The 14,682-nt window shown below is 43.2% G+C and carries 10 protein-coding genes; 5 read left to right on the top strand and 5 right to left on the bottom strand.

The window, feature by feature from the left end:
• The first annotated feature begins 88 nt into the window (after positions 1-88).
• Both gltB and NWQ57_RS09250 read left to right on the top strand, forming a co-directional pair.
• The gene (gene gltB, locus NWQ57_RS09245; RefSeq protein WP_306021858.1) at positions 89-4,555 is read left to right on the top strand and encodes a glutamate synthase large subunit; all 4,467 of its coding nucleotides are present in this window, start codon (positions 89-91) and stop codon (positions 4,553-4,555) included.
• An 18-nt stretch (positions 4,556-4,573) separates the two neighbouring features.
• Positions 4,574-5,989, top strand: coding sequence for an FAD-dependent oxidoreductase (locus tag NWQ57_RS09250; protein ID WP_306021859.1), 1,416 nt, complete (start codon positions 4,574-4,576; stop codon positions 5,987-5,989).
• Between the two features lie 56 nt (positions 5,990-6,045).
• On the opposite strand, the gene NWQ57_RS09255 is transcribed toward NWQ57_RS09250, so the two are convergent.
• Positions 6,046-6,693 carry a DsbA family oxidoreductase gene (locus NWQ57_RS09255; protein ID WP_306021860.1) on the bottom strand — a complete coding sequence of 216 codons (648 nt, stop codon included), beginning with the start codon at positions 6,691-6,693 and terminating at the stop codon, positions 6,046-6,048.
• A 74-nt stretch (positions 6,694-6,767) separates the two neighbouring features.
• Positions 6,768-7,286 carry a DUF2937 family protein gene (locus tag NWQ57_RS09260; protein ID WP_306021861.1) on the bottom strand — a complete coding sequence of 173 codons (519 nt, stop codon included), beginning with the start codon at positions 7,284-7,286 and terminating at the stop codon, positions 6,768-6,770.
• A 105-nt stretch (positions 7,287-7,391) separates the two neighbouring features.
• Here NWQ57_RS09260 and NWQ57_RS09265 point away from each other — a divergent pair, with 105 nt between their 5' ends.
• On the top strand, positions 7,392-7,766 hold the full coding sequence (locus tag NWQ57_RS09265) for a hypothetical protein (RefSeq protein ID WP_306021862.1): 375 nt from the start codon (positions 7,392-7,394) through the stop codon (positions 7,764-7,766).
• A gap of 99 nt (positions 7,767-7,865) precedes the next feature.
• Positions 7,866-8,465 (top strand): DUF2726 domain-containing protein, encoded by a 600-nt coding sequence (locus tag NWQ57_RS09270; protein ID WP_306021863.1) that lies wholly within the window; start codon positions 7,866-7,868, stop codon positions 8,463-8,465.
• Between the two features lie 74 nt (positions 8,466-8,539).
• Here the strand turns inward: NWQ57_RS09270 and mdh are convergent, their stop codons facing one another.
• Positions 8,540-9,478 carry a malate dehydrogenase gene (gene mdh, locus NWQ57_RS09275; protein WP_306021864.1) on the bottom strand — a complete coding sequence of 313 codons (939 nt, stop codon included), beginning with the start codon at positions 9,476-9,478 and terminating at the stop codon, positions 8,540-8,542.
• 193 nt (positions 9,479-9,671) lie between these two features.
• On the opposite strand from mdh, the gene argR reads away from it, so the two are divergent.
• Positions 9,672-10,136 (top strand): transcriptional regulator ArgR, encoded by a 465-nt coding sequence (gene argR / locus NWQ57_RS09280; protein ID WP_306021865.1) that lies wholly within the window; start codon positions 9,672-9,674, stop codon positions 10,134-10,136.
• A gap of 60 nt (positions 10,137-10,196) precedes the next feature.
• Here argR and NWQ57_RS09285 read toward each other — a convergent pair whose 3' ends face one another.
• Positions 10,197-11,312 (bottom strand): endonuclease/exonuclease/phosphatase family protein, encoded by a 1,116-nt coding sequence (locus NWQ57_RS09285; protein WP_306021866.1) that lies wholly within the window; start codon positions 11,310-11,312, stop codon positions 10,197-10,199.
• Positions 11,313-11,432: 120 nt separating this feature from the next.
• A complete protein-coding gene (locus NWQ57_RS09290; protein ID WP_306021867.1) occupies positions 11,433-14,630 on the bottom strand; it encodes a TonB-dependent receptor in 3,198 nt (1,065 codons plus the stop codon).
• Positions 14,631-14,682: the final 52 nt, after the last annotated feature.

The raw sequence follows: 14,682 nt of genomic DNA on the forward strand, positions 1-14,682 counted from the left end.
TCCCACGTATTAACGTGCATCAAATGCCACCTGAATAGCAGTTAACAAAATAAGTAACATCCAGTCGGTAGTTGAAGGAGTTAAGGTAATGAGTTTATATCATCCCAATGATTCAAAAGATAACTGTGGATTTGGTCTTATCGCCCATACAACGGGTGAAGCAAGTCACAAAATAGTGAGTACGGCTATTCAAGCACTCGACCGCATGCAACATCGTGGTGGTATTGCTGCGGATGGAAAAACCGGCGACGGCTGTGGCTTATTAATGCAAAAGCCGAATAGTTTTTTCCAAGACATTGCCTCTGAGAATGGTTGGAAGTTAAGCAAAAAATATGCAGTCGGGATGATATTTTTATCTCAAGATGTCAAGTTAGCAGATTCTGCTCGTTTGGTATTAACCGAAGAACTTGAACGTGAAACCATGAGTATCGTAGGTTGGCGCGTCGTCCCTACTGATCATTCCGTGTTGGGCGATTTAGCGGCCACTGGTGTGCCACAAATTGAACAGATTTTCGTTAACGCACCGTCAGGCTGGCGTAAACGTGATGTAGAGCGCCGTCTTTACATGGCTCGTCGCCGGGCAGAAAAACGATTAAGCACCGATCCTGATTTTTACGTTGCTTGCTTATCAGGTTTAGTGTCGATCTATAAAGGTTTGGTTATGCCTCGTGATCTGCCTAAATTTTACTTAGATTTAGCCGACGAACGTTTGCAATCAGCCATTTGCGTATTCCACCAACGTTTCTCCACCAATACCCTACCACGCTGGCCCTTGGCTCAGCCTTTCCGCTTTTTAGCGCACAATGGTGAAATTAATACGATTCGTGGTAACCGTGATTGGTCGCGTGCGCGGTCGAACAAGTTTGTCACGCCCCTTTTACCTGACTTACAAGATGCAGCGCCCTTCGTTAATTTAGAAGGCTCTGATTCGTCGTCATTAGACAACATGCTTGAGCTATTCTTAGCGGGCGGTATGGATATCTTCCGTGCCATGCGTTTACTTGTGCCACCCGCATATCAAAACAACAAGACCATGGACGATGATTTACGTGCCTTCTATGAGTTTAACTCGATGCACATGGAACCTTGGGATGGCCCTGCGGGCATCGTTTTAACTAACGGTCGTCACGTAGCGTGCAACTTAGATCGCAATGGCTTACGCCCTGCTCGTTATGTATTAACGAAAGACGGTTTGATTACCCTCGCGTCTGAAGTAGGCATTTGGGACTATGAACCACAAGACGTCATAGAGAAAGGGCGTGTCGGACCAGGCGAAATGCTAGCGGTAGACACCTACACCGGTAAAATTTGGCGCTCGAATGAGATTGACGATGAATTAAAAGAACGTCACCCTTATCGTGAGTGGATCAATAAACACATCAAGCGTTTAGCGCCCATTGAGCAGTGCGACGCCAGCAGTATCGGCAAACGTGCCTTTTCTGACGATATGATGGCCACCTACCATAAGTTGTTTAATTACTCTTATGAAGAAATGCAGCAAATCATTAAAGTTCTCGCCAAAGATGGACAAGAAGCCGTTGGCTCAATGGGTGATGATACCCCCATGGCGGTACTATCTTCTAAGCAACGAGTGATTTACGACTATTTCCGTCAGCAATTTGCTCAGGTAACTAACCCACCTATTGACTCGCTTCGTGAAAATCACGTTATGTCATTGGCCACTTGTATAGGCCGCGAGCAAAACGTCTTTAGCGAAACCTCAGGCTATGCGCAGCGCGTCTTGTTTGATTCGCCTATTCTGGTATATACCGATTTAAAACAACTGCGTGAGTTTGATTCTGAGTATTATTACTCTGAAAAAGTGGACCTAAACTACTTGCCAGAAGAAGGGTTGAAAAAAGCCATTGAGCGGATTTGTAATGAAGTGGAATACTTAGTTAAAACTAAGCGCGCCACCTTCGTTATCCTGTCTGATCGCGAAGTAAAGGCCAACAAGATCCCTATCCCTGCAGCAATGGCAGTCGGTGCGGTGCAAAAACGTTTAATCGACAAAGCCTTACGTTGTGATGCCAACATAGTAGTAGAAACTGCCTCTGCTCGTGATCCGCACCATTTTGCGGTGCTTATCGGCCTAGGTGCGACCGCTATTTATCCCTTCTTAGCTTATGAAACTATTGAACAAATGGTTGAAAAAGGAGAGATAGAAACAGATGCAATGCAGGCAACCTTAAATTACCGCAAGGGAATTAATAAAGGCTTGTACAAAATCATGTCTAAAATGGGCATCAGTACAGTTGCAAGCTACAGAAGCTCGAAGTTGTTTGAAGCAGTTGGTATTAACAAAGATGTGGTTAAGCTGTGTTTTGCTGGCATTCCAAGTCGTATTCAAGGTGCTGGTTTTGATGACTTTGAACAAGACCAAATTAATTTGCAACGTATAGCATGGCTGAAGCGTAAAACGATTTCTCATGGTGGACTACTTAAGTACGTGCACGGTGGTGAGTACCACGCTTACAACCCTGATGTCGTCACTACACTACAAAAAGCGGTAGTCAGTGGAAAATACGAAGACTACAAAGCGTTTTCAAGTCTAGTGAACGATCGTGCACCCGCTCACTTCCGTGACTTATTAGGCTTAAATCCAGAAAATGCGCCAATCGATATTAGCTTGGTGGAACCTGCAGAGAACCTGTTTCCAAGGTTTGATACTGCGGCGATGTCAATCGGTGCCTTAAGCCCTGAAGCCCATGAGGCCTTAGCGGTTGCCATGAACCGCTTGGGTGGACGCTCTAACTCAGGTGAAGGCGGTGAAGATCCCGCTCGTTTCAATACTGAGAAAAACTCTAAGATTAAACAAGTCGCCTCAGGGCGTTTTGGTGTAACACCCCATTATTTGGTTAATGCTGAAGTGATTCAGATCAAAGTGGCCCAAGGTGCTAAACCCGGTGAAGGCGGTCAGTTACCCGGTGATAAAGTGACTAACTATATCGCTGAGCTGCGTTTTTCTGTACCAGGTGTAACCTTGATATCGCCACCGCCGCATCACGACATTTATTCAATTGAAGATTTAGCTCAGCTTATTTTCGATTTGAAACAGGTGAATCCTAAAGCATTGATCTCAGTGAAATTAGTATCAGAGCCTGGCGTGGGTACCATTGCCACTGGTGTTGCGAAAGCCTACGCTGATTTGATTACCATTTCTGGTTACGACGGTGGTACTGGCGCAAGCCCTCTGACCTCTGTGAAATACGCCGGTAGTCCATTTGAGTTAGGTCTAGCAGAAACACAACAAGCTTTAGTTGAAAACGGCTTACGCCATAAGGTCAGAGTGCAAACTGACGGTGGTCTTAAAACCGGTTTAGATGTGGTAAAAGCGGCTATTTTAGGTGCTGAAAGTTTTGGTTTTGGTACTGGCCCCATGGTTGCCTTAGGATGTAAATACTTACGTATTTGCCACTTGAACAATTGTGCAACAGGCGTTGCAACTCAAGACGAAAAACTGCGTGAAAACTACTTCATTGGCCTACCAGAGATGGTCATGAACTACTTCAAGTTTGTTGCGCAAGAAGTGCGTGAAATTCTTGCCAGTATGGGCGTTGAAAAACTCGATGATATTATTGGTCGCACTGAATTGCTTAAAACCTTAAACGGTTTAACGGCAAAACAGAATAAATTGGATTTAAGCCCTTTGTTAGCCAAATTCAAAGCTGGCTCTCATACCAGTTTGTTTTGTTCAGAAACCACCAATGCGCCATTGGATAAAGGTGACTTAAACCAACAAATATTAGCAGATGCAAAAGAAGCGATTACCTCAGGTAAAGGGGCACATTTGCGTTATACCATTCGTAACACTGACCGGTCAGTCGGAGCGACCTTGTCCGGTGAAATCGCCAAGGTTCATGGTAACCATGCCATGCATGACGCTCCCATTCAAATCCACTTAACGGGTACCGCTGGGCAAAGTTTTGGCGTGTGGAATGCCGGTGGGTTAGAAATGCGTTTAGTGGGTGATGCCAACGATTATGTTGGTAAAGGCATGACGGGTGGTCAGTTAGTCATCCACCCACCACGCAATATCACCTTTGACCCCCACGTCAGTGCCATTATGGGGAATACCTGTTTATATGGTGCTACGGGCGGTAAATTATTTGCTGCAGGTCGTGCAGGTGAACGTTTTGCCGTACGTAACTCTGGCGCCATTGCTGTCGTTGAAGGAACGGGTGATAACGCATGTGAATACATGACCGGTGGTATCGTGGCCATACTTGGTTCAACTGGTGTTAACTTTGGCGCAGGCATGACAGGGGGTTTTGCTTACATTCTTGATGAGCTTAACGACTTAGATAATCGCGTTAACAAAGAGTTAGTTGAAATCCTAGAAATCGGCGACAAGGTTATTTTGTCAGAACATTTACGCGGTTTAATTAATCAACATTACGAGTTAACTGGCAGTGAGCATGCATTAAATCTACTCACCCACTTTGCCGAAGAATTACCACGCTTTAGGCTGGTAAAACCCAAAACAAGTGATGTTAAGAATTTGCTGGGCCACATCAGTCGCTCAACCGCTGAGTTGCGTTTGCAAGCTCAATAAGCAGTAGGATTAAATTAAATGGCTAAGAATGTTTATCAATTTGTAGATGTGGAGCGTATCGATCCGCCTAAAAAGCCGATCATGGTGCGTAAAGAAGAGTTTGCCGAAATCTATCAGCCCTTGACCCAAAGTCAAACTGAAGGGCAGGCCGATCGATGTTTAGATTGTGGTAACCCCTATTGTGAATGGAAATGCCCTGTGCATAACTTTATTCCCCAGTGGTTAGCCCTTGCCAATGAAGGCAAGATATTAGAGGCGGCCGAGTTATCACACAAAACAAATAGTTTGCCAGAAGTCTGCGGCCGCGTGTGTCCGCAAGACCGATTGTGTGAAGGTGCATGTACCTTAAATGACGATTTTGGTGCGGTGACAATCGGTAGTATTGAGAAATACATCACGGATACCGCCTTCAAAATGGGCTGGCGCCCAGATATGTCGGGTGTGGTAAAAACCAATAAGAAAGTTGCCATAGTAGGTGCCGGTCCCGCAGGCTTAGCGTGTGCTGACATACTCGTCCGTAACGGCGTAAAACCTGTGGTTTATGACAAGTATCCTGAAATAGGCGGTTTACTGACCTTTGGTATTCCTGCATTTAAATTAGAAAAAGATGTCATCAAGTTGCGTAAACAAATCTTCACTGAGATGGGCGTTGAATTTGTGCTAAATACTGAAATAGGCAAAGATATTCCGTTTCAGAAGTTGCTTGACCAGTACGATGCCGTATTTTTAGGTATGGGTACCTATAAACCCATGTTAGGCGGTTTTGAACATGAAAAGGCCCCCGGTGTTCACGAAGCGTTACCCTTCTTGATTGCCAACATCAATCGACATATGGGCCTTGAAAAAGATCCTTCTGAATTTATCGATATGCAAGGTAAAAAGGTGGTGGTGCTTGGCGGTGGTGATACCACCATGGACTGTGTCAGAACCTCAATTCGTCAAGGCGCAACAAGCGTAACCTGTGCCTATCGACGTGATGAAGAAAGCATGCCAGGATCACGTAAAGAAGTCGTTAATGCCAAAGAAGAGGGCGTTGAATTTAAATTTAACCTACAACCTCTTGATATAGCTGTTGATGAAAACGGTAAAGCCATAGGTGTGCGGTTGGTTAAAACGGAAATGGGTGCCCCCGATGCTCAAGGTCGCCGTAGTCCTGTTATTGTCGAAGGCTCTGAGCACATACTTGAAGCAGATGCAGTGATTATTGCTTTTGGTTTCCAACCGAGTCCTGCTGGCTGGTTTGGTGAATTTGGTATCATGCTGGACGAAAAAGGCCGCGTGAGAGCACCCGCAAAAGGCAAATTTGCTTTTCAGACCTCTAATCCTAAGATCTTCTCAGGTGGTGATATGGTCAGAGGCTCTGACTTAGTGGTAACGGCGATTTTTGAAGGTCGTGAAGCTGCTGAGGGCATATTGGATTATATCGGCGTATAAGACGTTTCAAAGGGTTTTAGACAAAATAAAAGGGAGCTAATCGCTCCCTTTTTTATTTAGGCTGTTTCGCTCGCAATTTGTTTTAACGCTTGAGCAAAAACAGCGGCAGGTTGGCCACCACTAATCAAATGTTTGTCATTAATAATAACCGCTGGTACTGACTGAATGCCCGCCCGTTGAAAGTGCTGTTGGGCCGCTCTAACCTCTTGTACAAAGTGGTCAGATGCTAAGACGTTTTTTGCTTCAGAAGTGTTTAAGCCCACTTTTTTAACCACTCCAAGCAGTTGCTCATGATCACTCGGATCACCACTGTCTTTAAAATATAAATCAAATAAGGCCAGCTTCAATGCTGTTTGTTTACCCTGCGACTCAGCCCAGTGCAACAATCGGTGAGCATCAAATGTATTGTAGATCCTTCCGCCCCCCCTATTGCCAAAAGCATAACCTACGTCCAAACCGCGCTGTTTAATCATGTTTCTGTTTTGTTCGGCTTGCGTCTCACTGATGCCGTATTTTTGGGTAATATGTTCTGTAATTTCTTGACCTTCTTGGGGCATCTGTGGATTAAGTTCAAAGGGCTGCCAGGTAATATCAGCGTGAATCTCTCCTTGTAACTCACTTAACGCTTGTTCTAAAGCTTTGTAGCCGATGATGCACCAAGGACATGAAACATCAGACACAATGTCAATTTTTAAGTTTTTCATTTAAGGTTCTCTTTTATTTATTAGCGAATACTCTGGCACGACCGCCTCGTCGAAATAGTTATAGGAACAAAGTATTAAACTTGCTTAGGCCGCTTGAACTGCCTTTGTACGCCCACTAAGGCTGACAATAAAGCTTCGATTAGTAGACTTAACAATAAGGCTATTGCGAGCCCCCATAATAAGGCGCTGGGTTGTAAAATAAGTACGTAAGTATATTGCGCCATAGTCTGTTGCATAATGGTTTGGTCGTGCGCAAACACCACATGAAACGTGCGTTGAATCTGACCTTGCTGCAACACCATCATTTCGTCTTTAAGCAAGGCAACACGTGTAACAATATACTCAATATTACCCGCATCTTGCTTAAATACGGCATCGTCACTGGCTTTGTAATGATTTAACAATTTTTGTATGTCACCAGCAAAAAAACGGTCAGCTGTTTGTTGAAAACCGACAAGGTTTTGTCTAGCTTCTGACAACATAGCATCAACTCGCTTGGCATATTGATCAACCATTGCTGGTAGCTGAACACCAACCAACATACCCATTGAAAATAAGATAAGTCGTAAATAATCCCTAAGCATTTTCATCATTAACTTATACCCTAGCGTTGAGCTTAATACCTTTTGACCGCGCTTAAAGCTTGCTGCACTTTCTGTGAACTTCTATAGTAAAGCTTACCATTCATCATTGAGTACATGGCTTTGCTAAACATCCGTGCCAGTTACATTCATCTAAGCTTGTTTTTTTCTGTTATGGCTCTAATTGGCTTTAGCAGTGCGGCTTACTCTACGCCAATGTCCTGCCCAACTCAATTTCATCAGCTCCCCTTAACGCCTTCAGCAGGCTTTTGTCAGGCCTTTGATCAAGAATTTCCGGTGAGTCTGTCTTACTTTAGCGCGCTTAAACAAGAGGCGGTCAGAGCCTTTTATGTGCAAGAATTAGGCTTACCTAAATCAGACTCGATTACCAAAGGCCGCTACCTATTAAACTACCATGACCGCCAACTCACCATTGTTATTTCGGCTGATGGTCAGGGCAGTCAAATCGATATCTTACTTAAGGATCAGTAACTTCCACTGAAGCACCCTGCTAGCTTATTGGCACTGTCTTTGCTATCTCAACAGCATACTAAACAATGTTGTCAATAAAGTGGCAAAGCAGGAGAAATAATGGAACTCGTCATCATTTTAATGATTTTACTGATCATTGTGGCAGTGGCAGCTATCAAGTTAAATGAGCCTGCGCTGGCCTTTCCCTTTAAAAAGAAAGCAAGCTTATTCACTCCGGTTGAGCGCAGCTTTTTGATGTTAATTGAAGAAGCAGTAGGGCGAGACTATCGCATTTTGTGTCGGGTTAAATTAGTCGATATTTTGGCAGTGCGTCAAAGTACTGACAAAAAAACCAGCAAAAATGCTATAAGCCGTGCTAACTCACGCTATTTAGACTTTGTCTTGTGCTCTAAAGATGATCTGACCCCAATTATTGCCGTCGATCTTGTGCACGGTAATGGCAAAGAGGGTTATAAAAAGCAAAAAGACTGGTTTGTAACAGGATCGCTTGATGCTGCGAATATTCCTCATGTCAGAATTAAGGTACGTTCGGGCTATAAAGCATCTGAAATTAGAGAGTGCATCGAAGCAAAACTCCCCAATAGACGCCCTAGCCAACTAAAAGCACCCATCATGCAGGGGACCTTGAATATTCCTGATGAGCTTAAACAAAAAGCCAAACCCACACGCCCTGTTGGACGTAATCCGATAGCCGCATAATCGTCGTTAAACACAAAATATATAAACAAAAAAACCAGCTTAAGCTGGTTTTTTTATGACAAACAGCAAACGTATTATTTACCGTTTACGAACTCAACACCTAATTGAATATCACCGCGTAATCCGTCTAACATCGATTCTTTCGCGTTTTGCTCAAAGGCACTTAGTTCGCCGTAAGATAAAATTTCTTCGACACCATTTTTGCCTAAGCGTACAGGGTGAGAGAAAAAGACTGCGTCATCGCTGTTGGTTTCAACATAGGTATATTCAACTACGTTGTCACCACGCATTGCTGCAACTAGAGACAAACAAAAACGTGCTGCTGCTTGACCCATAGATAAAGTAGCAGATCCGCCGCCAGCTTTTGCTTCAACAACTTCAGTGCCTGCGTTTTGAATGCGAGTGGTTAAACTGGCAACTTCTTCATCAGTAAAATCAACACCTTCAACTTGTGATAACAAAGGTAGGATAGTGGTACCAGAGTGGCCACCAATGACTGGCACATGCACGTTGGCAGGATTTAATCCTTTTAAGTTTCCAACGAAGGTTTCAGCACGGATAACATCTAGGGTTGTCACGCCGAACAATTTATTTTTGTTATACACGCCTTTCGCTTTTAGCGCTTCAGCAGCAATCGCTACAGTGGTATTCACTGGGTTAGTGATAACGCAAATACAAGCTTCAGGGCATGTGTCAGCAATCGCATCAATTAGGTTTCTCACGATACCGGCATTGATATTGAACAAGTCTGAGCGATCCATACCTGGCTTACGTGGCACGCCAGCAGGGATCAACACGATATCACAGCCTGTTAGCGCGTCAGCTAGGTTGTCTTTACCAAAACCTTCAACTTTTACGTCTGTGGGTATGTGGCTTAAGTCAACAGCAACGCCAGGCACCACTGGAGCAACATCATACAATGACAATTCAGAACCAGCCGGTAATTGAGTCTTCAATAACAAAGACAACGCCTGACCTATACCACCCGCAGCACCAAGTACAGCTACTTTCATAATTCTCTCCTGTGTAAAGCGATTTGCTAAGTAATTAACCTCAATTATAAAAAACTTACAACCAAGGCTTTGGGAAAACGCCTATCATACTACCTCATTGTTTTTTTTGTCACTCGATTACTCACTGAAACTATAGGCAAATTGCTTAAAGCGCAGCAATGCGGCAAAATAGCCGTTAAAAATCGAGGAAGCTATGGCCACTATCAAACAAGAAGCGTTAATTAGAGCATTCAAAGATATACTCAATACTGAAAATTTCGGTTCACAGGGTGATATTGTTGAAGCACTAAAAGAGCAAAAATTCGATAATATTAGTCAATCGAAGGTATCCAGAATGCTCAGCAAGTTTGGCGCGGTACGGACCCGTAATGCTCGCGGTGATATGGTTTATTGCCTTCCCCCCGAACTTGGTATGCCTACTGCTAAAAGCCCTTTAAAGCAATTGGTATTAGATATTGTGCATAACAATGTGATGGTGATCATTCGTACCAGCCCTGGTGCAGCACAACTGATTGCCAGATTGCTAGACTCATTAGGGAAAAAAGACGGCGTACTGGGCACCATCGCCGGTGACGACACGATTTTTATCGCCCCTTCAGATATTACCCAAATTGAAACCATCAGGAATAAAGTCGAAGCTTTGTTTGAGAATGTCTAGGGCACCTTGAATAAGCCCAGTGAATAAAGCTCTGGGCTCCTAAAGAATAAGAAATACTTATCAAGGTAGATGAATATCCACCCACACCAGTCGATGATCTGACGATGCCTGTCTATCCTTTATGAGGCGAAATGTAAGCTCGGTGCTCACGGGCCAAAACACCCCAGAATCAATTATTTTAAGGTTAGCCGATGGCAATACATAATCAGCGCGCATGCCCCATTCAGCTGTGTGACTTTCCCCATGGCCATTCTGTGGTCTCAGCTGCGCTGCACCTTCACTTTTGGGAATAGTTGACGAATTTATCAGCTCAGATGCCAGCAATGACCCTATTCCACTTTTGATCCCATCACCTTCCACCGCAGAAGCATTCAGATCCCCGACAATCACAAACGAAGTAGCATCTAAACCGCCACTACGACCAACATCATCATAGATATAAGCCGCTCGCTCATCACCATTGATATAATCAAACCAAAATCGAATTTCATCATGATTCCGTTTACCATTCCTATCCTCGAACCCATCGAAAACCGGTGGCGTTGGATGGCTAGCCAGCACATGCAATGTTTGTCCATCAACTGATACAGGCACATCCCAATGAGACTTAGATGAGAGCCGAAGAACTTGCTGTGCTTCATCAGAAAACCACGCCTTTCCCTGCTCGTCTTTTATGCTAGCCAAAAGACTATTAGGCATGTCTTTCCATAAAAAATGTTGGAAGGTGCGAATACGTTTGGTCTCAATGGGGAAACGACTCAATATCAACATACCATATTGGCCCGGATATAAGCCGAACCCGAAGGCATCACTACCTAATCCGCTGGCTATACCGTCTTTGTCTAAATCTAATCCAGAGTCCACGCCGGTATTTACCGGCGCAGTGTAATAATACGGATAATCTATTGCTTGGTTATTTTGCTGAGCAACATTCAGATAATTTTTTATAAAGGCCTCAACGCCTATATCAGCAGCTTGGGTGTAGTCAAACTCATTCAGTAAAATAATGTCAGCCCGAATTATTTGAATAATTTCAGCAATATTTTTTATCTGCGAATTATCGCCGGATGCGAGACGCTCAAATAACTCATTACCAACGGGACGCGTTCCCTTAGGTAAATAGTTACTTGCTTCCATACTGACATTGAAAGTGGCAATTCGTAAAGTTTGACTCATTGCGAAACTCGAAAAAAGTAAGATGAAAAAACAGTAAACAAAACGATTCATAACATTCTCAATTTTCAATAAAAAAAGCCGACTTTAAAAGTCGGCTTTAACGTTTTTAAAAAGCTTTATTTAGAAGCTATATTTAACACCTACACGCACTTCCCACAATGAACCGGCCACGTAGGGTGATTCATCAGCTTGACTTGGGTTAACACGGTTAATTAAATATGTTCCATCATCATTCATCGAAGCATCAACTACAGAAGCAACGTTGAATGGTCCTCTGCGTTGAATACCCCAGTCATCATTTAAGAAATTACCGAGGTTCTTCATAACGAAGAAAGCATTAGCTCTATGACCTTCAGCAAAGGCTGGCAACTGTTGATCGATACGGAAGTCGAAACGAGTAGACCAGCTAGATTCGCCAGAGTTACGTGGAACGATTTGACCACGATACTTTTCTAAGCCCGCATCAGAAATAAATGCGTCGAAATCAGCCATAACTGCATCAGAAGCAAACATGACATCAGTACCATATTGATCAGTGGTAGGTACGTACATCAATGAACGGTAGTCAGCCAAGTCTACGCCCGGGTTAAAGTTGTCAAACGAGTATGAGAAGTTACGACCCGCTTTACGGTTACCAAACAACGAGAAGCTTGTTTTATACCCTTCCATGAACTCAGTTGAGTAGCGTAAGCTCATAGTAAAGTTATGAGGAATTTCGTAATTCGAAGTGCCAACACCAGGATCGTTCTGATCAGAAGTTGCAATGTTAGTAAAGTTAGAGAATGCAACCGAACTCGTCATTGGGTTGTAATCTTTAGCTTTGTTGAATGCATAACCGAAATTAACATCTAAACCAAAATCATATTCTTTCTTCATAGCAAACGAGATAGTGGTCGCACTGCCGTCGCTTTTTGCATTAGTTAACAGAAGATCACTGTAACGAGAATTACGATACACTGGATTTCCACTACTGTTTGTACCGATTGCTATACCTTCGTAGATTGGACGGCCGTCAATTGTAACCTCACCTGATGGCTGAACTGCCAAGTTAACAATGGTTGCTGAATCTTGTTTCTTGGTATACAGCAAGTCCGCTGAAAATATGTAGTCATCTTCAGTAACAAAGGTTGCACCAATGTTGTATTTCCATTCGCCAGGCATGTCAAAATCAGGATCTACGGCGTTTGTAGATGGCTCTTGACCCAATGTAGGCTCATTAATCGCAACTTGGTCAAACATGGTTTGCAAAGGTGAATAGATTGCTTGACCATTACCCACTTTAGCATTGTCGAAAATACTTATATCATTTCTGTAAGCATCGATATTTGTTACACCATCGTTAGAATAGCTATTTGATAGGTAAACGTTTGGATTGCCACCCGAGTACAAGCCTAAGCCACCACGGACTTCTAAGTTATCACTGGCTGACCAATTAAAACCAAAGCGCGGTTGTAACAAACTAACACCGTCAAAGGTCGCTTGGTTAGTAATACCGTAACGAGATTCAAATAACGCATTTTCATTAGGCTTGTCACTACTTGATATCCAGTCATAACGTAAACCAAACATCAAAGTAACGTCATCCATTACCCACTCATCTTGTAAATAAACGGCTTGAGTTTTATAAGAGAAGTTCGCTGCTGCATCATCAGGATTATTCGTGCCTGCTGAGTTGTTGTAATAAACATCATCAGCAAAACCTAATTCAAAATCATCTAAGCCACTTGCCCCACCCAGAGTGTTACGGTTGAAATCACCACCAAAACGGTATTCACCGATGGTATGTTGCATGAACAAGTTGAAAACATCTAAGCTTTCAAGCTCATAGCCACCAGTGATGGTATGGTCATCTAAATAATACGTACCTGCGATTTTAACCGTAGTGTTTTCCCAGTTTAAATCATTTGATTGACGTGAATCATCTGGACCTAAGAAGATTTGACCACCGTTCTCTAAAGAACTGATCTGAACTTCACCAAATCCACTAGCCGCATCAGTTGAACGTTGTTCATTATCTAATTTGGTGTGCCCTACTCTAATTTCAGTAGAAAAGTTGTCTGACCAATCTGAATACAAAGAACCAACAACAGCGTCTAAAGTTGCACCTTTCTTATAATAGTGATTAGACAAAGTGAGAGTACTGCTACTTTCATCTGACTGATCAATTACGAATCCGTCATTATAGTTATAAACTAATGAAGCACGGTGAGAGTCATTGATATTCCAATCTAATTTAACTAATAGTTTTTCATCTTCAACTGGTGCAGAAGCTGGCATACCACCTGCGTCATAGCCATATACGTCTTGAGCAATTTGAATCGCACGATTGACTTCGTCCATGGTCACTGAACCATTAGTCAATGCGTCGTAAGTGAAAATCTGGGCACCTTCAAGTTTTTCGTAAGAAACGAAACCAAATAAAGTATCAGCAATTAATGGGAAGCCTACGTTAACGCCGTAACGCTTAGTAGTATAATCTCCACGGTCAACTGTTGAGCCTTCGATTTTGTCACCAGACAAAGAGTCACTAGAGTAATCGAAGAACGCACTTCCGTGAACTTCGTTAGTACCTGACTTAGTTACCGCATTGATGTTACAGCCAGTGAAACCACCGTATTGAACGTCAAAAGGGGCAATCTCAACTGCAACTTGATCAATAGCGTCAAAGGAGAAAGGCATACGAACAGTCGGGTAACCGTTGTTGTTCAAACCAAAACTGTCGTTCATGCGAACACCATCAACAGTTAAGCTGCTGAAGCGAGGATGGCTACCACCACAGATGATTGATTCTTCACCATTGTCTTCTGAAATACTGATACGTGGATCAACACGCACGATATCTTTAATATCACGGTCAGCAGAAGGCGCGGCATTGAGGTCCTCTAAATTAAAGGTAGAGCCAGGGCCAATTTGACCGAATTCCACACTGCTTATTTGAGAAGCTGTAACTGCGATACGTTCAATGTTCTGTTCATTTTCCAAAGCTACGTCAAAAGGTAAAGTTTCACCTAGTGTTAAATATACGTCGCTGACTGTTGTGTCTTGAAATTTATCTGAATCAATTTGAACGCTATAAGGACCACCAACACGAAGACCTTTGGCTGAGAATTGGCCAGCTTCGTTTACAGTTGCGGTTTTAGTCGAGCCAGAAGGAATGTGGATGATAGTAACAACTGTACCAGCTGCGGGCGATCCTTGAGGACCTACAATCTTACCACTTATTCCCGATGAAGTTTCTTGAGCCATCGCTGCGGTAGACATGCCGATTGACATGGCCACTGCAATCGCGATGCGATTGAGTTTAGTAGTTCTTAGCATTGTGTGCTTCCTAAGTGTTGTGGTTATCTTATTAGTTTAAGTGCTGCGTATT

It is taken from the genome of Paraglaciecola sp., from assembly GCF_030730205.1.
Lineage (GTDB): Bacteria > Pseudomonadota > Gammaproteobacteria > Enterobacterales > Alteromonadaceae > Paraglaciecola.

What these genes read in the sequence shown, in the direction of transcription:
- NWQ57_RS09290 (WP_306021867.1), bottom strand. Translation starts at nt 14,630, where the DNA reads ATGCTAAGAACTACTAAACTCAATCGCATCGCGATTGCAGTGGCCATG.
- NWQ57_RS09260 (WP_306021861.1), bottom strand. Translation starts at nt 7,286, where the DNA reads ATGATGAAAATGCTTAGGGATTATTTACGACTTATCTTATTTTCAATG.
- NWQ57_RS09255 (WP_306021860.1), bottom strand. Translation starts at nt 6,693, where the DNA reads ATGAAAAACTTAAAAATTGACATTGTGTCTGATGTTTCATGTCCTTGG.
- NWQ57_RS09250 (WP_306021859.1), top strand. Translation starts at nt 4,574, where the DNA reads ATGGCTAAGAATGTTTATCAATTTGTAGATGTGGAGCGTATCGATCCG.
- NWQ57_RS09265 (WP_306021862.1), top strand. Translation starts at nt 7,392, where the DNA reads ATGGCTTTGCTAAACATCCGTGCCAGTTACATTCATCTAAGCTTGTTT.
- argR (WP_306021865.1), top strand. Translation starts at nt 9,672, where the DNA reads ATGGCCACTATCAAACAAGAAGCGTTAATTAGAGCATTCAAAGATATA.
- NWQ57_RS09285 (WP_306021866.1), bottom strand. Translation starts at nt 11,312, where the DNA reads ATGAGTCAAACTTTACGAATTGCCACTTTCAATGTCAGTATGGAAGCA.
- mdh (WP_306021864.1), bottom strand. Translation starts at nt 9,478, where the DNA reads ATGAAAGTAGCTGTACTTGGTGCTGCGGGTGGTATAGGTCAGGCGTTG.
- NWQ57_RS09270 (WP_306021863.1), top strand. Translation starts at nt 7,866, where the DNA reads ATGGAACTCGTCATCATTTTAATGATTTTACTGATCATTGTGGCAGTG.
- gltB (WP_306021858.1), top strand. Translation starts at nt 89, where the DNA reads ATGAGTTTATATCATCCCAATGATTCAAAAGATAACTGTGGATTTGGT.